This window comes from Flavobacterium sp. (assembly GCF_050696275.1).
Taxonomy (GTDB): Bacteria; Bacteroidota; Bacteroidia; order Flavobacteriales; family Flavobacteriaceae; genus Flavobacterium.
In genome coordinates this window covers 1-17754 of sequence record NZ_JBOGUT010000045.1, presented here as the reverse complement: position 1 = coordinate 17754, position 17754 = coordinate 1, and the positions used below count along the sequence as shown (strand labels likewise).

The following is a 17754-nucleotide window of genomic DNA, read 5'->3' as shown; positions in this document are numbered from 1 at the left end:
AAAGACCACATTTGAGTTTAAATATGAAAACACCTAACTTTGTATATGAAAAAACCAGTGAAGTTAACTTCACTGGTTTTAATTAATTTATTGTAAAACTTGTCAACCTATTTTAGGACGACTCATAAGTCAGAACAGTTTTTCCTTCATTTTTTTCCAGCGGTATCTCCTAATGAATTTCGCTTGTTCGTCAGTAACCAAAAGAGGTTTCTTTGCTGCTTTGGCTTTCCAGAATCCTTTGATGTAGTCTATAAACAAAAGCGGTTTTCCTTTTCGCATTGCGAGTTTTAAGGAAGCGACAGCAGTAATAAAAAAGCCATAACCTAAACTATAGAAGGCTTCTCCTTGTTTGTAACGGGAGGCTTTGTTGTAATTGGCTCCGGTTGGTTTCAGGTGTTTTACTTTCAGGCTTTCATCGGTTACAACTTTCCAATTGTAGAATTTACAAAGTAATTCGTCTACAGTATCCCAGCCCATGGCCGGTTTTAATCCGCCAATTTGTTCGAAGCAGGCTTTTCTGTAAGCCTTAAAAGCACCACGGATATGGTCTTTATCTGTCAGGTTTTCCAAGAGCCATTCTTCATTCTTTTCAATGTAAGCAAATCCGCCAGCCATTCCAATAGCGGCATCATTTTCAAAATGCCGAATAACGGTTTCAAAATAATGGTTTGGAAAAATCAAATCGGCATCGGCTTTTACAATAATATCGTATTGGTCGTCGATAGCTTCCATTCCTTTGTGAAAGGCCTGAATAACTTTGCTTCCCGGTAAATGTATTGCTTCAGACGTTTTGTTTACTAATGAAATCCACGGATGTTCTTTGGCGAAAGCCTGCACAATTCCTTCAGTCTTATCTGTAGAATTGTCATTGACTATAACCGCTTTTTTAGGTAAAACAGTTTGATTCGCCAAAGATTCAAGCGTTAAGGCAATGAACTTCTCTTCGTTGTGAGCGGGAATTATGATATAATAGTTCATCGTTTCGAATAAGTTGTACAAACGTACATAAAATTTTGATATTAAAAATTTTGTGTAAAGTTCTCTCTTTCCAATGAAAATGAAAATTTAGAGAGGAAATATCTTTATTTTTGTAGGATTAGAAAAATCATTCACTTGAAAAAGAAGAAAATAGCTTTTATCGAACTGGAAACCCATTCTGCGCTTTTAGAGCAGTGGTATTTTCTGTTGGAAGCCATGCCGTCAATTGATTTTCATTTTTTTGTACATCAAAAAGTATTGGATAAATTATCGGCAATTCCTTCAGAACATATTACTGTGATTCAAAATCCCATTGCTATTGAGAAGCAATTGATGGATTTTGATGGGTTGATCGTTACGACTCTTCATCGTCATTTTGAGGAATTTGATCAGATTTTAAAAAAGAAACCGTCACTGGTTTTACTCCATAATCTTAATTTCAGCTTGTTCTTTAAAAGTATTGACTGGAAGAACCTCCGAACAGAAAAAGAACGATTTGTTTATTACCTCAAATTGTATTTTGCCGAAAAAGTAAGGAGTCAGAGAAAGTCAGTTTTAAAAGCAGACCGCTTTGGTGTATTATCACAAAGTCTTTTTAACTATATTCAAATGCAAAGTGATTCCATAGCATTGAAAACCGAAGTAATTCCGTTGAATTATTGCAAGAATTCGGGCTTTGAAACCTCTGAAGTAATCCAGATTGTCATGCCGGGAAATGTATCGAATAAACGAAAAGACATTCGGTTGTTATTTGAGATTTTGCCAAAACTGAATCCGAAATCCAAACTCCACTTTACTTTTTTAGGAAAACCGGAATCAGAGCGTGTACTGCTTCAAATTGAAAACCTTCAGCAAGTATGTCCTGAAAAGATAACCATAACGCATTTTTCAGGGTTTATTCCGTGGGAGGAATATAGTAAAATCATTGCTAAAGCGCATTTGCTTTTGTGTCCGATAAAAATAAAAACCTCATTTTACTGGGTTGATGAATTTTATGGAGAAACCAAAGTAAGCGGGAGCGAAGCCGATTGCATTTACAATGGAAAAATAGGTTTGTTTCCTGCAGCGTACCCTAAAATGGACTGGCATAACTTATATTATGGAAACGGAACGGAACTCACTGATATTATAAATAATCTTACGGCCGAATATTTAGAAGCCGAATACCAAAAACTACAGCCGTATTTAGGGAAATATACTTTTGAATCGGTGAAACAACAATTAGAAAATCAGTTAGTGCAACTGGCAAATACAAATTAAAATGCTGAAATTATTAATAGACCTGGCTTATGATTACTGGCCTTCGCTATATAAAAAACGTTTTTTCAAATCATTGAATACCCTTCAAACCGGAGACTTTAAGTGCGAACCGGAATTGTTATACCTGAATCAGGTGTTGCAAAGCGATTCGGTTTTTATCGATATCGGAACCAACAAAGGCATCTATTTATACCAAGCCGAAAAAATAATTAAGAACGGAAAGATTATTGGTTTTGAGCCGAATAAAAAATTAGTGGATTTTGTTTCCAAATTATTTAAAACGGCCAAAGTATATCCGTTTGCCGTGTCTTCAAAAGCAGGGATTTCGATATTGAATATTCCTAAAAAAGGGAAAGGATTACAGGATACACGTGCTTCGCTGGAAGCTTTAGGCGGCGATGTGGAGAAAATAGAGATAGAAACCATCCGATTGGACGATTGGGTAAAGGAGCAGGGAATTGCTAAAATCGATTTGGTTAAAATTGATGTGGAAGGACACGAATTTGATTCGGTTAAAGGTTGTGAAAACATACTGAAAACCATCCGTCCTGTTTTTATTATCGAAATAGAATTGCGTCATGCAAAATACCCGATAGAAGCTATTTTTAATTTCATCAAAGATTACGGTTATACTGTTTTCTACTTTGACAGAAAAACGCTGCAGCCAGTTCCATTCGAAGTTGATGCTATGGCTGATTTTCAGAAAGACGAATACCTGAATGATTTTAACCGTTACATCAATAATTTTATTTTTATACCAAAATAACCATGAACAAAATCGCAATCGTATTTTTTGCAATCGTTGCTTTGAACTCCTGCAGCCAAAAATCAGAATCAGACAAAACGGATAAAAACGATAAAGCCATAGATGCCAGGAAACAGACCTGTATGGATTTGAGGAACGGAACTTTTAAATATTGTAATCCGGAGTCCGGGAGGTTTATAATCACAAGAAAAGGGAAACTGCAAATTGAAAGAGATACGGTATCTGGATTTGAAGTTAGAGGTTCAGTCAAATGGAAATCGTATTGTGAATATGAGCTTACTTTTATTGGCAGCAGTAATCCAAAAGATAAAAAGAATATTGGAAAAAAATTAAATTCTGAAATTATCGATGTTGACGGAGATACGTTAACTATTAAGTCAGTATTAGAAGGAAAAGAATTAGAATTCAAAATGATTAAAATAAAAGAATAGGAGTTAATTAGCACACTCATTTGTATTAATAAAGCATCTAAAAAAAACTGACATAGATGTCTTAGATGCCACTGGAACTGAGAAAAAATGGTTGTAAATTTGTACGTAATACTAACGCTTAATTAAAATACAATCATTATGATAAAAATGTATTGTTGCCTGTTGCTCTTCATCACTGGTGTCTGTCATTCGCAGATAAACAACAGTGCTGCCTATGTCTTGCCGAAAATCGCAATAGGAGTGAATGATTTTGAGGATGTCCTGACTGAAAATCAAGAGGAAGAACTCACTGAAATGATGTTGAATTATGAAAAAGTAACGTCTAATGAAATTGCTTTTGTTAGTGTTTCTTCACTTGGGCCATATGAAAACATTGATGACTTCGCACTAAAATTAGCTCAGAAGAACGGTCTTGGGAAGCTCCAAAAAAATAACGGAATTATAATTGTGTTAAGCAAAACCCTTCGGGTGTTCCGGATACAAAACGGAGAGGGGATTGGAGATAAATTGACGGATGCGGAAACGGGTTTGATTATAGAAGAAACCATCATTCCTAATTTTAAATCGGGTAAGTATTTTGAAGGAATCAGAGACGGAATCATAAGAATCAAGAAAGAATTAGAATAACCACTTCTGAAGTTTCTTTTATATCTTTGAAGTCAGTGCAAAAACTACAAATTCCACTTCCATAACCCATAACTTCATGAGTGTCGTAGCCAGGCAGAGTTTAAAATACAGTATCGTAGGGTATTTCAGTACATTGATAGGAATCCTGTCGACGGTGTTTTTGTATCCGAATGATTTGGAATTTGCCGGGAAATTGCAATTCGTGTCTCAAACGGCCTTGCTGATATTGCCCGTTATTGCCCTTGGAATTATGCATGCCAACGTGCGTTTCTTTCCTAAAATGTCGGTCGAGAATAACCAGCAGAGTTTATTTAAATTTTCCATCGTATTCATTCTGGTGAATTTCTGTGCAGGATTGCTTTTGTTGTCTTTGGCTGTTTTGCTGTTTCCAAAACTCAAAGCAACTGATTTTTGGGAAATGAGCGTTTATATTTTACCGATGGCTTTGTTTTTAGCAGTGATACAGCTTTGCTCAAAATACATTTCGATTAAGAAGCGCATCGTAGTTCCTAATATTTTTGAAAACGTATTTCCGAAAATAGGCATGGTGGTTGCTTTTTTGTGCTTCTACCTTCATTATACCTCTGAAAAAGATTCAGTTTGGTTATTTGTTGGGTTTTTTGTTTTGGCTCTTTTGGGTATGTTTTTGTACCTGCATCGGTTGGAAAAACTATCACCAAGAGTCGATTTTTCTTTTTTAAAACAAGACGCTTTCGGAAGAGAATTAATGACCTATTCGTTCTTTACGTTTTTAGGAAGTATGGGTTCTGTTGTGGCACTCAACATCGACACCTATATGATTGGTGAGATGCTTACGTTTAAGGAAATTGCCATTTATAACACTTCGCTCAATCTGGTTCGGATGGTAACTGTTCCGGCACTTGGCGTGTATACTATTTCGGCACCAATTATCGCAGGGCTTATTGCCGATAACAAAATGAAAGAACTCAAAGAACTGCATCATAAAACATCATTGTATTTGTTTGCCGTAGGAGCAGTGCTGTTCGGGTTGGTTGCTGTTGGAATTGAAGATTTATTTTTATTGATGAAAAACGGTGACCAATTAGCCAAAGGCTTACCTGTTGTGTATGTGATGGGTTTTGCTTTGCTGTTCGATTTGGCTACCGGTTTTAACGGCTATATTATTTCCAATTCCAAATATTACAAATTCAATAATACCACTACCGTAGCTTTGGCGGTGCTTACCATTGTTACCAATTTAATTTTCTTGTTCTGGTTTAAAATGGGAATTGTCGGAGTGTCTTTGGCAACGGCTATTTCGCTTACCGTGTACAATGCAGTGAAAATTATTTTTAATTACAGGAAGTTTGGCGTGCACCCGTTTAGCAATAAATACCTTTATATTTTAGGGCTTTTAGCTGTCGTGTTGTTTGTTGGTCAACTGCTGCCGGATTTCGAGAACAAGTTTGTAACGCTTTGTTATAAACCGGCTGTTGCTTTTATCGTTTTCGCATTCGGAAACCAAATCTTCACTATTATTCCGGTTAAGGAAATTATGCCAAAGTCTTTATTTGGGAAATAATTTTTTTCCTTTGCGTCAAAATAAAGTACAAGAAGAGTACTGTGCTAAAATAAAAATTTTCAAAAAACACACACACTTTTCTGTGACTAAATTTTATTTTTTAGAAAAAAGACACAATCTTTGTGACTAATTAAAAAATTCAAAAAATAAGTCACAAATGGATAATACAATCACAATAAAAAATATTTTAGGCTTGACCCAAGAAGAAATGGGCATGGTATTAGGTATTTCAATAAGCCAATGGAAAATGTATAAGTCCGGAAAACGGGATATTCCTTTGTCGGCTAAAGAACATTTGACTGCTTTATTGCGAGAGACGCAAAATAAAAATCAAATAGCAGAAGAAACAAAACAATTCATAAAAGTAGAACAACAAAAAGCAAAAGAAAAGCTACAACAAGAATGCCTTAAAATAGAAATCAGACTGCACCGACTCGAAAGAGAAATCAGCAATCTTAACAATCAGCGTTCAGAATGCTTTGCAGCGTTGGAGGTAGTGGCTCTCTTAGAAAGTCATAAAATAAAAAGTGTTGATACGCTGCTGGCGTCATGTATTAAATCACGGGCTTTAAAAACACTCAATAACCATAGTTTATTCAAGATGGAACAAATGCAACTCCAAAAAGAAAGTTTGGAAATATTAAAAGCCAAGATAAAGAAAAGATTAAAATCCTAAGTAGGAACAGATGAAAAGCAATTGTTTGAAATTTATAAATATGTGTTTATAAAACAAAATGGACACGGAAATTTTAGTATTTCCAAAAAAAAGCCCTCCTCAGTAAAGAAGAAGGGCTTGTTATTTCTATCGGATATTATGTATCTGAAAAGCGTTTATTAGCAACGATACACAATTGCATTAATATTCATCCCGGAACCAACCGAAGCAAAAATGACAACATCTCCTTTTTGGAGTGTTTGGTTTTCTATTTCACCTCTCATCATCAAATCGTATAGCGTTGGAACAGTAGCCACACTTGAATTCCCTAGCTTGTGAATGCTCATAGGCATAACATTTTCCGGTGGGGTTTTCTGGTATAATTTATAAAAACGTTCTACAATGGCTTCGTCCATTTTTTCGTTGGCCTGATGGATAAGTACTTTTTTGACATCATCAATAGAAATACCGCTATTGTCCAGACATTCTTTCATGGCCTTCGGAACATTGCTCAATGCAAATTCGTAAATTTTTCTTCCGTTCATTTTGATGTAACGAACATCCGGGTCATGAGCTGTATTGAATGAATTCCCAAAAAACAGGTAATACGCTTCGTTATACGTGAAAGTAGCCGTTTCATGGGCCAGGATTCCTCCGTTGTCTTCTGTTGCTTCAATGATGGTAGCGCCGGCTCCGTCTGAATAAATCATACTGTCTCTGTCGTGCAGGTCAACAACTCTTGATAACGTCTCAGCACCAATAACCAAACATTTTTTGGCCATTCCTGCCCTAATGTAAGCCTGCGCCTGAATAACGCCTTCTATCCATCCCGGACAACCGAAAAGCATATCGTAGGCAACACATTTTGGGTTTTTAATTCTCAGGTCAAATTTAACCCTTGAAGCCAAACTTGGTAACAAATCCGTTTGAATAGCTCCTTTTTTTACATTTCCGAAATTGTGGGCAAAAATGATATAATCTAAAGTTTCAGGATCAATATTAGCATCTTTAATGGCTTTTTTAGCAGCTATTGTAGCGATGTCTGAAGTAAGCAGGTTGTCGGTCACATACCTTCGTTCCTCAATTCCGGTGATATCATGGAATTTTTCGGTTATAACTTCGTTTGGCAAAGGAAATGGAGATCCATCATCATTTAGGAAAACGTGTTTTGAAAAATCATGATTGGTCACTATTTCAGTCGGGATATAACTTCCGGAACCGGTTATTTTGATATTCATCTTTCGGGGGTTTATGATACGAAAGTATCAATTTAATTATAAAAACCTGTTAAAAACTTGAAAAGCAAAATAATATTGCAAAATATTCAGTTAACCTTATGTTAATTTAGCGATAATCTAAAAATTATCCCTTTTGTTTTATAATCTTAATTTGCATTATAGTAGCAATACTTAGGGCCTGTGTCTTGATTTTTTCCGCTTTTATGCCTTTAAAATGTTCATCGACAGTAGTGTAAAAATGTCTTAGCCAGATTTGGAACAGTTCGGGAGTCAAATGTTCTTTTTTGTTAATGTCAAGGTGGATTTGGCTTAAATTACGGTCATAACCCCCAGTTCCCAAAACACCTTGTGACCAAAAAGTAACCAGAACAGGTAAATGTTCCAGAATTTTAATCTTTACCACGTCGGTAAAAATGTAACTGATGGAAGGATCTGCCAACAGTTTTTTATAGAATTCATCCACAAGCAAATACAAATCGTCCTGATTTTGAATGTCGTTCATTAGAAATAGATTACAGACCCTTTCTAAAATTACACTAAAATTGTAGAGTAGAAAGGGTCTGTAAAGATAATCAAACTATAGCTGATAATGTATTTGTAAGCTTAAAAACAGCAATCGGATTGGTTAATTTGCCTACAAACTGCAGGCTTTTTGTTGGTTCGGCCAAATCAAGCATTTGTTTGTTATTTTTCAATTGCAGTCGGTTCAGACAACAGCAGTCAAATTCGGGAACAAACAAATCGTATTTTTTGAATTGATCTTTCAATTGCGGATTTTCTGTCTGATACTGGTGGATACAGTCTGCAACCGATTCCCAAAAATGGCTTTCAGGAAAATCAGCATGTTCAGCATGTCCGATTTTTAAAATAAAGAGATATAAAAAAACCCTTCACAATAAAGGAAGGGTCTATTAGTTTTATGTTATCGAAGGATTAGCTTTCCATGTACGCTTCAATAGGAGCGCAAGAGCAAACTAAGTTTCTGTCACCATAAGCATCGTCTACACGACGTACACTTGGCCAAAATTTATTATCAGCGATATAGTCTAAAGGATAAGCCGCTTTTTCTCTTGAATAAGGGAAATCCCATGAATCAGCAGTTAACATGGCTAATGTATGTGGTGAGTTTTTCAATGGATTATTAACGTCATCCGCTGAAGCCTGAGCAATTTCTTTTCGGATTGAAATTAAGGCATCACAAAATCTGTCCAATTCGCCTAAATCTTCTGATTCAGTAGGCTCAATCATTAAGGTTCCTGCTACAGGGAAAGAAACCGTTGGTGCATGGAAACCGTAATCCATTAAACGTTTGGCGATATCAGTCACTTCTATTCCATTTTGTTTGAATTCACGACAATCAACAATCATTTCGTGAGCTGCACGTCCACATTCACCAGTATATAAAATTGGGAAATGCTCTTCTAAACGCGCTTTCATGTAATTGGCATTTAAGATAGCATGTTCTGTTGCACTGCGTAAACCTTCAGCTCCCAACATCGAAATGTATCCGTAAGAAATCAAACACACTAAAGCTGAGCCGTAAGGAGCAGATGAAATAGCGGTTATTGCTTGGTTTCCGCCTACGTTTAATACAGGATTGGTTGGTAAGAAAGGAGCCAATTTTTCGTTTACACAAATTGGTCCAACACCAGGTCCGCCACCACCATGAGGAATAGCGAATGTTTTGTGTAGGTTTAAGTGGCAAACATCAGCACCAATAGTAGCCGGATTTGTTAATCCTACTTGGGCATTCATATTTGCACCATCCATATATACTAATCCGCCGTTATCATGAATTAATTTTGTGATTTCAATGATAGAAGATTCATACACTCCATGAGTTGAAGGGTAAGTTACCATTAAACAAGATAAATCATTTTTGTGTTCGATGGCTCTTGCTCTTAAATCTTCCACATCAATATTTCCTTCCGGAGTCGTTTTGGTAACGATTATTTTCATTCCGGCCATAGCAGCAGAAGCAGGGTTGGTTCCGTGTGCTGATGAAGGAATTAAACATACATTTCTGTGGTTGTCTCCACGTGACTGATGGTAAGCGCGAATAGCCATCAAGCCAGCGTACTCTCCTTGAGCGCCGGAGTTTGGTTGCAAAGTTGTAGCTGCAAAACCGGTAACAACGTTTAATTGTTGCTCTAATTTTTTAAGCATTGTGATGTAACCTTCAGCTTGTTCAATAGGAGCAAACGGATGAATGCTGTTCCAATTAGGCATAGATAAAGGCAACATTTCAGAAGCGGCGTTCAATTTCATTGTACAAGAACCTAAAGAAATCATAGAGTGGTTCAATGATAAATCTTTACGCTCTAATTTTTTGATATAACGCATTAATTGGCTTTCAGAGCGGTAGCTGTTGAAAACTTCGTGTTGTAAGAAAGTTGATTTTCTTTCCAAACCTTCCAGATTTCTACCTGAAGGTAAAAGGATTTCGATTGGAGTATATTCTTTTCCGGTTGCTTCAGCGAAAATGGAAATGATTTGATTAATATCGGCAATTGAAGTCGTTTCGTTGAATGAAATCGAAATCGTTTCTCCATCAACATAATAGAAATTTACTTCATTTCTTTCTGCTACAGCTTTCACTTTTTGAGCATCCGCTTTTACAAGAATGGTATCGAAGAAAGCAGTGTTAGTTTGGTGAATTCCCAATTTGTTCAAAGCGTCCGCAGTAGTTACTGCCGATGCGTGAACCTTATTAGCAATGTATTGTAAACCTTTTGGTCCGTGGTAGACAGCGTACATACCTGCCATAACTGCCAATAAAACCTGTGCGGTACAGATGTTAGAAGTCGCTTTTTCACGTTTGATGTGTTGTTCGCGAGTTCCCAAAGCCATACGCAAAGCGCGGTTGCCATTTACATCGATAGATACTCCGATGATTCTTCCTGGCATGGATCGTTTGTATTCGTCTTTAGTGGCGAAGAAAGCAGCGTGAGGACCACCGTAACCCATTGGTACACCAAAACGTTGTGTAGTTCCTACCACTACAGCAGCTCCCATTTCTCCAGGAGAAGTCAGTGTAGCTAAAGATAAAATGTCGGCAGCAACAGCTACTTTAATTTCGTTAGCTTGTGCTTTGGCAATAAATGAGCTATAGTCATTAACCTGACCATATTTGCCAGGATATTGAAGAATTGCTCCGAAGAATTCAGTAGAGAAATCAAATGTTTCGTGGTTTCCAACAACTAATTCAATTCCTATCGGAGTAGAACGAGTTTGTAAAATGGATAATGTTTGAGGTAATATTTCTTCAGAAACGAAGAATTTGTTTATGTTGTTTTTCTTTTGGTCGCGAGAACGAACGTCAAACAACAAAGCCATAGCTTCTGCAGCAGCAGTACCTTCGTCAAGAAGAGAAGCATTAGCAATTTCCATTCCTGTTAATTCTATAACAGCAGTCTGGAAGTTCAAGATTGCTTCAAGACGTCCCTGAGCAATTTCAGCTTGGTAAGGTGTGTATGCAGTGTACCATCCAGGGTTTTCAAAAATATTTCTTTGAATAACTGCAGGGACAATCGTTGGGTGGTACCCTAAACCGATATAGGATTTGAAAACTTTATTTTTTTTACCCAATTCAAAAATATGATTTGCATACTCGTATTCGGTCATAGCCGGATCCAAATTTAAATCGTTTTTCAAACGGATTCCATCAGGAAAAGTTTCATAAAGCAATTGTGTCATGTCTGTAACACCAATGGTTTTGAACATGTGTTGTTGGTCAGATTCTCTCGGGCCAATGTGTCTTAAAGCAAATGCATCTGTTTTCATCAGTTCTTTGTACTGTTTGTTATGTGTTTGGAGAAATTTGGGATTCCCGCAAACAAAATTTTGTGTTGTGTTTTAAAGCGAACAAAAATAATTATTAATATCCTAATAATCTTGTTTTTTAACGCCAATTTTTGGCAGATTTTTTAACCAAAAAAGGAACTTATTAACAGATTGATTACTTTTGTAAGGATGCAACTACTTAAGAAAATTTTAGATATTTATATCAGCGGAAGTATTCATGTAGCTTTGGCAGTGTATGCCTTGGTTCGGATGACTTTCTATTTTTTTCATATCAGTTGTAATACTTCAATGGCTGGTTTTGCTTTTTTCGGTACTATTGTAGGGTATAATTTTGTGAAATACGATGCTTTGGCAAGAGTCAAAAAACTTAAAATGAGCAGTCAGTTGAAAATAATTGTACTGTTGAGTGTCTTTGCTTTTTTTGCAACAGCTTATTGTTTTTTTCAATTGGAAGTTAAAACAAAATGCATCGCTGTGGGATTCTTGCTGCTGACGATGCTTTATACTTTGCCTTTTTTTCCAAAGATTGGCAACGCCCGAAACTGGGCCGGTATAAAAATTTACATCGTAGCGTTTTGCTGGGCCGGAATAACGTTGTTTTTGCCTATTATTAATGCAGATTTACCTCTTTCGGGGGATGTTTGGTTGAAGTTTTTCCAACGCTTTTTGCTGGTAATCATTCTGATACTTATTTTTGAAATAATCGATTTAAAAAACGACGAAGTGTCGCTGCAAACCGTTCCGCAAAGGTTAGGTGTCCAAAAAACCAAAATACTGAATTTAATTTTACTGGTTCCTTTTTACTGTCTGGAGTTTTTCAGAAGTGATTTTCAGATACAACAGCTTTGGATAAACCTGATTCTTGTAGCTGTATTGGCGCTTTTTACTCTTTTTTCCAGCCCCAAACGATCGGATTATTATACTTCTTTTTGGGTGGAAAGCGTTCCTGTTTTCTGGTGGATTTTAGTATTGGTTTTCAGTTAATGATAATACTTTCTTTTGTTTGAAAAACAGCGCCCCCTTAGATGGTTATCAAATAATTCTTACATAACGTGCGAATTCTTAAATAAAAAAAGTACTTTTATCCTGAGTATTTACCTCCCTAACAAGACATTTAATTAATAATTTAAAATCGAATATTATGAATAGTTCCACTACTAATAAAACAGCTGTTTTACCACCTTTAAAGCTTGTCCAAATCTCTCGATTGAATGAACAAGCTATTCCATTAGAAGGGTTATTAAATCCGGAATGGCTTATATCTCCATTGATATCTGCAGAGGAAATATTTTTAGGAGATGTTAGGTATTGGAATATTAAAATGATGGTTTTTTTACCAGACGAATTAGATAGTGATTCTTTTGAGCTTTTCGATAATACAACCGATTTAGATACTAATTTGGTACTTCTTTTGAAATATAAAAAAACACAACCTGATTCCAAAAGTTATTTCGCTTGGTACATCTGTTATGAATACCTGTCATCTGAAGATAGAGAAATAGATATAAAGGGTGTTACAGTGAGTGTTGAAAATGACAGCATAGACAATGGAAACCCAAGAACATCAAGAGGTACTGTAACACAGATCATACAAAGTTACTGATGGGAATGACTATTTTTTGTTTAAAACAAAAAGGCTGAATGAAATTTAAAATTACATTTCTTATTTTTTTACTCCCGCTGCTTTTTCCTTTTTCTCTTTTCCCTCAAAAAAAAGCAAACAGTGAATTGTTACATACGGAAATCAGGAAGAAAGGAATCCAATATAAGGGAGAAGTCAATTTTTATAAGGCCCAGTCCTTTTTTTTGAAAAAAAACTGGGATTCTACTTTAGTGTATTCCATGAAGCAACTCAGCCTTAAGGATAATAAGGATGAAATTCAGGATTTTTGCCATTATTTCAGGGCTTTTAGTTTTAAGAATAAAAAACTCCCTATTGAGGCTAGAAAAGAGTTTAATCTCGTTTCTGATAAATTTTTATTTTACTATAAAGTCAGATTGTATTTAGGAGAGATTTCGTTAGAATTAAATGATTATCAGAATGCTATAAAATATTTTGAAGAGATTGAGAGACTCCCTGAAAAGGAAATTTACGATTTCAAGAAAGGAGCTGTGTACCACAATTTAGGGATTTCGTATTTGCTTCTCAATAAATTTGAAAAAGCGGAAGCGTATTTTTCCAAAGGAACAGAACTCTTCAAAATAGAAAAAGACACCACTTCACTCATTGGGTCGTACATGAATATTGCTAATTTATACTATGAGCAATACAAAGACAATCTGGCGATCCCTTATTTTGAAAAAGCCTATCTGCTGTCCAAAAAAACAAAGAGTTTTGAATTAAAACAAAATGCCGCCATGAATATGGCTGTGGTAGAAGAAAACAGGAAAAATTTGCCGTTGGCTTTACAGTACAGAAAAGAATACGAAACATGGAAGGATTCTTTAAATGACCAAAATAAAGTATGGGCAATTGCCGAATTGGAAAAGAAATTTACAGTAAAACAAAAACAAAAAGAAATTAACATTCTAGAAGCCGAAAACAAGCTGAAAATAGCCGAAAGAAACGGATTTCTTTATTCTTCTCTTTTCTTACTGCTATTGTTTATGACCGGGATTTATTTATACAGGCAAAAGATAAGAAGTAATAAGATAATTTTGTCGCAAAAAATAGAATTGGATTCTTTAAATGCAACAAAAGACCAGCTTTTTTCTATCGTAAGTCACGATTTACGTTCTTCTGTGAGTGCTCTAAAAATGAGTAATACTAAATTGCTGGATCATTTGGAAAGTAAAAATTTTGATGAATTAGACAAGCTGCTTCATAACAATAGCGCCATCGCAAACGGGACGTATAATTTATTGGATAATTTGCTCAATTGGGCCTTGTTGCAGACAAAACAAATTTATTTTCAAAAGGAATCTTTTCATCTGTTTTCCATAATCCAACAAATAGAATACAACTACAGGCCTTTAATGCTGGATAAGGATATCAAATTTGAAAATTCGGTTCCGAGCGGTATTTTTGTCTATGCCGATCCGGGTTCTTTAAAAATAATACTCCGGAATTTATTGGATAACGCCATTAAATTTTCTAAAGAAAAAGACATGATTTCGATTTATATCCGAATATCTGAAGATGATTACTGTCATTTAGTAGTTGAAGATTCCGGACGAGGGATAAGCAAAAAAATGAAAGAAGAACTTCTTAGCGACAGCGCTTTACTTTCCAAAAAAAGGGATGATGAAAAAATCGGGACCGGATTGGGAATGCAATTGTGTAAATCGCTGATTAAGAAAAACGATGGTAAGTTAATGATAGAAAGCGAAGAAGAGAAAGGAACCAAAATGATTGTACAATTGCAAAAAACAAAAAAGAATGAATAATGTTAATGTGCTTATTATTGAAGACACAGCTGCTGAAAGCGAACCACTTGTAAAAGTACTTACGGAAAATAATTACACAGTTGTTGGAGTGGCGACTACGTATAGCGATGCATTAATTCAGTTCTATAAAAATACGGTTGATATTGTTATCATTGATGTTTTTTTAAACGGAATTCCGGATGGAATCGCTTTTGCAGAAACCATCAATATAACACCCAACATATCAAAACCTTTTGTGTTTTTGACCAGTTCAAATGACCGTCAGATTTTCGAAAGAGCTAAACTTACGCATCCTTTCAGTTTTTTATTAAAACCATTTAATGAATTGGAAATTCTGTACGCTATTGAAATGGCAGTTGAAAAATTTTATGACCAGACGGATGTTTTTTTTAGTCAGGATCAGGACACGGTTGTCAGTAATGATAGCCTGTTTATTAAGAAGAAGAATTCCTTGAAAAAAGTGTCCGTTACCGATATTCTATACATAGAAGTAGAAGAAAGGTATTGCAATATTGTTACCGAAACGGAAAAATTTGTCATTATGATTTCCCTGACAAAAATCAGCGAGCTTTTGGAAAAAGACAAATTCGTAAGGACCCACAGGAATTTTATTGTAAATGTTGATAAGATTGAAGAAATAATGATGCATGATAATCTTGTGATCTTAAAAGGAAACCATAAAGTGACTCTTAGCGAAAAACACAAAGACTTCATCAAGAAGTTCAATATACTAAAGTAATTCTTACCACACTATTAAGAAACCCTTTCACTTTTTGTGAAGGGGTTTTTTGTTTTGGACCAAAACCTTCCATGGGTGATTTTAATGTTGTTCGTGACAAGAATTTCCTTCCTTGTGACATTTTTTATTTATAGGTCTGGAAATCAAGATAATTTCACTTCATAAAACAAAAGAAAGCTAGCGTCATTTGTTTTTACGCTTTTATTCAAAAGATACATTTTGCCTATTGAAACCCACATGTGTTTACATGATTATAGAAACTGCATAGGATTATTTACTTCAAAATAAAAGCAGCATACAACCGAAACTACTAAGCTGTCAATGCAGTAAAAAGCAAAGACAGAAACCGTAAAGTTTCATCTTCACACAGGGAAGCGAGCCGAAAAACCCTAAAAAAGAGTAGGTGAGATAAATCAAAACATCATGTCAAATACAACCTTTATTGAAACAGAAGAAAGAAAAGCGTATTCTCAAAACACAAAAAACCATGTGCCAGCGGGAGAAGTCGAAGTAAAAACAGCTTATCCAGCTCTAACCGTAGGTATTAAGCCGGAAGAATTTGCCATTCCTAGACCTGACTTGGCAGGATTGCGAATGACACCGCTAACAGGTGGTCCGGTTTATCTGATAAATCCAGAAGGTTATCTTCAGTTAGTTCCTAATCCTCAGACGTACAATAACCTTTTCAGGGATTGGAACGGTATCATAAAAGGAGATATTATAAACATCGCAATGGGAAGCCCTTTGTCAGATGGAGCCGTTTTAGCAAAAGGAGATAATTCTGGTATGGTATTTATAGTAAGCAACGGAATAAAAAGATGGGTTATAAGTCAAGCAGCAATGGACAAATATTATTTCAATATGAAAACTGTTGTTATTGTTCCTCATGTATTAATTGATTCCGTACCGGGAGGTAGGACTTGGTCATAAATCATGGCTATTTCAAAGTAATATACATGATATGCTTATTCTTAATTGTATTCAAGTTTCAGCAGAAGCAAATTGCAATTTAATTAGAGAAAGAGCAACTCGCTCAGGGTTGCTTTTTTGTTAACAAGTAGTTCTACTTGTATTGAAAATCAAGTGTTTATGCTCTGTTTTTTTATAATTAATAGCAATAGGTTTGGTATGTAATATTACAAATCACAGGGAAGAAAACCGAAAAACCCTAAAAAAGAGTAGGTAAAATAAACAAAACAACAATCATGTCAAAATTATTAAACGTAGAAAATGGGGCAGTATACGAAGGATACGACAGTTTAGCCGCCGCAGAATGGTGTTCGCCATCGTTCCTAGGCTGTGGAATATGTGTATCAGCCAGTGCTGTTAAAGGTCAGGTAACTATAACAATTGGATTGAAAACGCCTTTTGGGAATGTGTCCAAAAGCTTTAATTTCAATGCAAATGTAAGTTATACTTGGCAGCCATTCAGTAAATTCAAAATCACAGTGAGCATCACAAACTTCAATGAAGCTGATGGTGTTTTTAGCTTTGATCTTGGATTAAATCCTTGTGTTGATGTTCCGTTTTTAGGATGGAAATGCTTTAATTACAGTCATCATTTTGTTGTACCTGTTGTACTTCATGGTATTCAAAATGAAATAGATGATAGTCAATTTGCAAGTATATTGGCCTTACACGCTGGAGGAGCGCTAGGAGGTTCTTGTAAAGATTGTGGCGATCAAGAAGGTTCTCCATTATTGCAAGGAGATATTTATAACAATTACCTGAACAATCAGGCCGCTTTCCCAACATTGCCAATCAACCAATGTATTCCTACAGGTCAATGTATTCCAACGATCACTTCATGTGTGACAGGAATTTCTCCAATCTGTTTGGCGCAACAAGGAGGTAGTGCTGATACTGCAGCGTTTCCAACATTGCCAGTTCGTTGCATGCCGACAGGAGTTATAACATGTGTGACAGGATTTTCTCCAATTTGTGGAGCTCAACAAGGTGGTGATGCCAATGCAGCAGCTTTCCCAACTATTCCAATCACGAGATGTTTGCCAATCCCAACAGTGCAGTGTATTCCAACAGTTACATCATGTGTAACAGGAATTTCTCCAATCTGTTTTGCGCAACAAGGTGGTGGTGATGCGAATGCAGCAGCTTTCCCGACTATTCCAATCACAAGATGTTTCCCAATCCCAACAGTGCAGTGTATTCCAACAGTTACTTCATGTGTAACAGGAGTTTCACCAATCTGTTTTGCGCAACAAGGTGGTGGTGATGCGAATGCAGCAGCTTTCCCAACCATTCCAATCACAAGATGTTTGCCAATCCCAACAGTGCAGTGTATTCCAACGGTTACATCGTGTGTGAC

The 17754-nt window shown here is 35.9% G+C and carries 17 protein-coding genes; 12 read left to right on the top strand and 5 right to left on the bottom strand.

Going from position 1 to position 17754, the window contains the following annotated elements; translation table 11 throughout:
* Positions 1-129: 129 nt before the first annotated feature.
* A complete protein-coding gene (locus tag ACRDEC_RS16210) occupies positions 130-978 on the bottom strand; it encodes a glycosyltransferase (protein WP_431499413.1) in 849 nt (282 codons plus the stop codon).
* A gap of 135 nt (positions 979-1113) precedes the next feature.
* Between ACRDEC_RS16210 and ACRDEC_RS16205 the strand changes: the two genes are divergently transcribed.
* The 6 genes from ACRDEC_RS16205 to ACRDEC_RS16180 all read left to right on the top strand — a co-directional run bounded on the left by ACRDEC_RS16205 (position 1114) and on the right by ACRDEC_RS16180 (position 6281).
* Positions 1114-2238, top strand: coding sequence for a hypothetical protein (locus ACRDEC_RS16205; RefSeq protein WP_431499411.1), 1125 nt, complete (start codon positions 1114-1116; stop codon positions 2236-2238).
* 1 nt (position 2239) lies between these two features.
* Complete coding sequence (locus tag ACRDEC_RS16200; RefSeq protein WP_431499410.1) at positions 2240-3004, top strand: FkbM family methyltransferase; 765 nt, start codon at positions 2240-2242, stop codon at positions 3002-3004.
* Positions 3005-3006: 2 nt separating this feature from the next.
* Complete coding sequence (locus tag ACRDEC_RS16195; protein ID WP_431499409.1) at positions 3007-3435, top strand: hypothetical protein; 429 nt, start codon at positions 3007-3009, stop codon at positions 3433-3435.
* 138 nt (positions 3436-3573) lie between these two features.
* Complete coding sequence (locus tag ACRDEC_RS16190) at positions 3574-4062, top strand: TPM domain-containing protein (RefSeq protein WP_431499408.1); 489 nt, start codon at positions 3574-3576, stop codon at positions 4060-4062.
* A 76-nt stretch (positions 4063-4138) separates the two neighbouring features.
* Positions 4139-5605 (top strand): lipopolysaccharide biosynthesis protein, encoded by a 1467-nt coding sequence (locus tag ACRDEC_RS16185; protein ID WP_431499407.1) that lies wholly within the window; start codon positions 4139-4141, stop codon positions 5603-5605.
* Positions 5606-5762: 157 nt separating this feature from the next.
* Complete coding sequence (locus ACRDEC_RS16180) at positions 5763-6281, top strand: hypothetical protein (RefSeq protein WP_431499406.1); 519 nt, start codon at positions 5763-5765, stop codon at positions 6279-6281.
* A 158-nt stretch (positions 6282-6439) separates the two neighbouring features.
* Here ACRDEC_RS16180 and ACRDEC_RS16175 read toward each other — a convergent pair whose 3' ends face one another.
* From ACRDEC_RS16175 to gcvP, 4 genes are all read right to left on the bottom strand, one after another.
* Positions 6440-7498 (bottom strand): 3-oxoacyl-ACP synthase III family protein, encoded by a 1059-nt coding sequence (locus ACRDEC_RS16175; RefSeq protein ID WP_431499405.1) that lies wholly within the window; start codon positions 7496-7498, stop codon positions 6440-6442.
* Between the two features lie 124 nt (positions 7499-7622).
* The gene (locus ACRDEC_RS16170) at positions 7623-8000 is read right to left on the bottom strand and encodes a group III truncated hemoglobin (RefSeq protein WP_431499404.1); all 378 of its coding nucleotides are present in this window, start codon (positions 7998-8000) and stop codon (positions 7623-7625) included.
* A gap of 70 nt (positions 8001-8070) precedes the next feature.
* The gene (locus tag ACRDEC_RS16165; RefSeq protein ID WP_431499412.1) at positions 8071-8358 is read right to left on the bottom strand and encodes an IucA/IucC family C-terminal-domain containing protein; all 288 of its coding nucleotides are present in this window, start codon (positions 8356-8358) and stop codon (positions 8071-8073) included.
* A 73-nt stretch (positions 8359-8431) separates the two neighbouring features.
* Positions 8432-11281 carry an aminomethyl-transferring glycine dehydrogenase gene (gene gcvP / locus ACRDEC_RS16160; RefSeq protein ID WP_431499403.1) on the bottom strand — a complete coding sequence of 950 codons (2850 nt, stop codon included), beginning with the start codon at positions 11279-11281 and terminating at the stop codon, positions 8432-8434.
* 189 nt (positions 11282-11470) lie between these two features.
* Here gcvP and ACRDEC_RS16155 point away from each other — a divergent pair, with 189 nt between their 5' ends.
* The 6 genes from ACRDEC_RS16155 to ACRDEC_RS16130 all read left to right on the top strand — a co-directional run.
* Complete coding sequence (locus ACRDEC_RS16155; protein WP_431499402.1) at positions 11471-12286, top strand: hypothetical protein; 816 nt, start codon at positions 11471-11473, stop codon at positions 12284-12286.
* A 157-nt stretch (positions 12287-12443) separates the two neighbouring features.
* Positions 12444-12905 (top strand): hypothetical protein, encoded by a 462-nt coding sequence (locus ACRDEC_RS16150; protein ID WP_431499401.1) that lies wholly within the window; start codon positions 12444-12446, stop codon positions 12903-12905.
* Positions 12906-12943: 38 nt separating this feature from the next.
* Positions 12944-14689 (top strand): tetratricopeptide repeat-containing sensor histidine kinase, encoded by a 1746-nt coding sequence (locus ACRDEC_RS16145; RefSeq protein WP_431499400.1) that lies wholly within the window; start codon positions 12944-12946, stop codon positions 14687-14689.
* Positions 14682-15428: a LytR/AlgR family response regulator transcription factor gene (locus tag ACRDEC_RS16140; protein WP_431499399.1), complete on the top strand. Its 747-nt coding sequence runs from the start codon at positions 14682-14684 to the stop codon at positions 15426-15428. Before ACRDEC_RS16145 ends, ACRDEC_RS16140 begins: the two co-directional genes overlap by 8 nt.
* A gap of 423 nt (positions 15429-15851) precedes the next feature.
* Positions 15852-16358 (top strand): hypothetical protein, encoded by a 507-nt coding sequence (locus ACRDEC_RS16135; RefSeq protein ID WP_431499398.1) that lies wholly within the window; start codon positions 15852-15854, stop codon positions 16356-16358.
* A 275-nt stretch (positions 16359-16633) separates the two neighbouring features.
* The coding region (locus ACRDEC_RS16130) for a hypothetical protein (RefSeq protein WP_431499397.1) at positions 16634-17754 on the top strand (1121 nt) is incomplete at its 3' end.

Bases quoted from the DNA above. Each gene is read 5' to 3' on its own strand.
- ACRDEC_RS16185 (WP_431499407.1), top strand. From the start codon at position 4,139: ATGAGTGTCGTAGCCAGGCAGAGTTTAAAATACAGTATCGTAGGGTAT.
- ACRDEC_RS16180 (WP_431499406.1), top strand. From the start codon at position 5,763: ATGGATAATACAATCACAATAAAAAATATTTTAGGCTTGACCCAAGAA.
- ACRDEC_RS16135 (WP_431499398.1), top strand. From the start codon at position 15,852: ATGTCAAATACAACCTTTATTGAAACAGAAGAAAGAAAAGCGTATTCT.
- ACRDEC_RS16200 (WP_431499410.1), top strand. From the start codon at position 2,240: ATGCTGAAATTATTAATAGACCTGGCTTATGATTACTGGCCTTCGCTA.
- ACRDEC_RS16145 (WP_431499400.1), top strand. From the start codon at position 12,944: ATGAAATTTAAAATTACATTTCTTATTTTTTTACTCCCGCTGCTTTTT.
- ACRDEC_RS16190 (WP_431499408.1), top strand. From the start codon at position 3,574: ATGATAAAAATGTATTGTTGCCTGTTGCTCTTCATCACTGGTGTCTGT.
- gcvP (WP_431499403.1), bottom strand. From the start codon at position 11,281: ATGAAAACAGATGCATTTGCTTTAAGACACATTGGCCCGAGAGAATCT.
- ACRDEC_RS16175 (WP_431499405.1), bottom strand. From the start codon at position 7,498: ATGAATATCAAAATAACCGGTTCCGGAAGTTATATCCCGACTGAAATA.
- ACRDEC_RS16155 (WP_431499402.1), top strand. From the start codon at position 11,471: ATGCAACTACTTAAGAAAATTTTAGATATTTATATCAGCGGAAGTATT.
- ACRDEC_RS16150 (WP_431499401.1), top strand. From the start codon at position 12,444: ATGAATAGTTCCACTACTAATAAAACAGCTGTTTTACCACCTTTAAAG.
- ACRDEC_RS16170 (WP_431499404.1), bottom strand. From the start codon at position 8,000: ATGAACGACATTCAAAATCAGGACGATTTGTATTTGCTTGTGGATGAA.
- ACRDEC_RS16210 (WP_431499413.1), bottom strand. From the start codon at position 978: ATGAACTATTATATCATAATTCCCGCTCACAACGAAGAGAAGTTCATT.
- ACRDEC_RS16195 (WP_431499409.1), top strand. From the start codon at position 3,007: ATGAACAAAATCGCAATCGTATTTTTTGCAATCGTTGCTTTGAACTCC.
- ACRDEC_RS16140 (WP_431499399.1), top strand. From the start codon at position 14,682: ATGAATAATGTTAATGTGCTTATTATTGAAGACACAGCTGCTGAAAGC.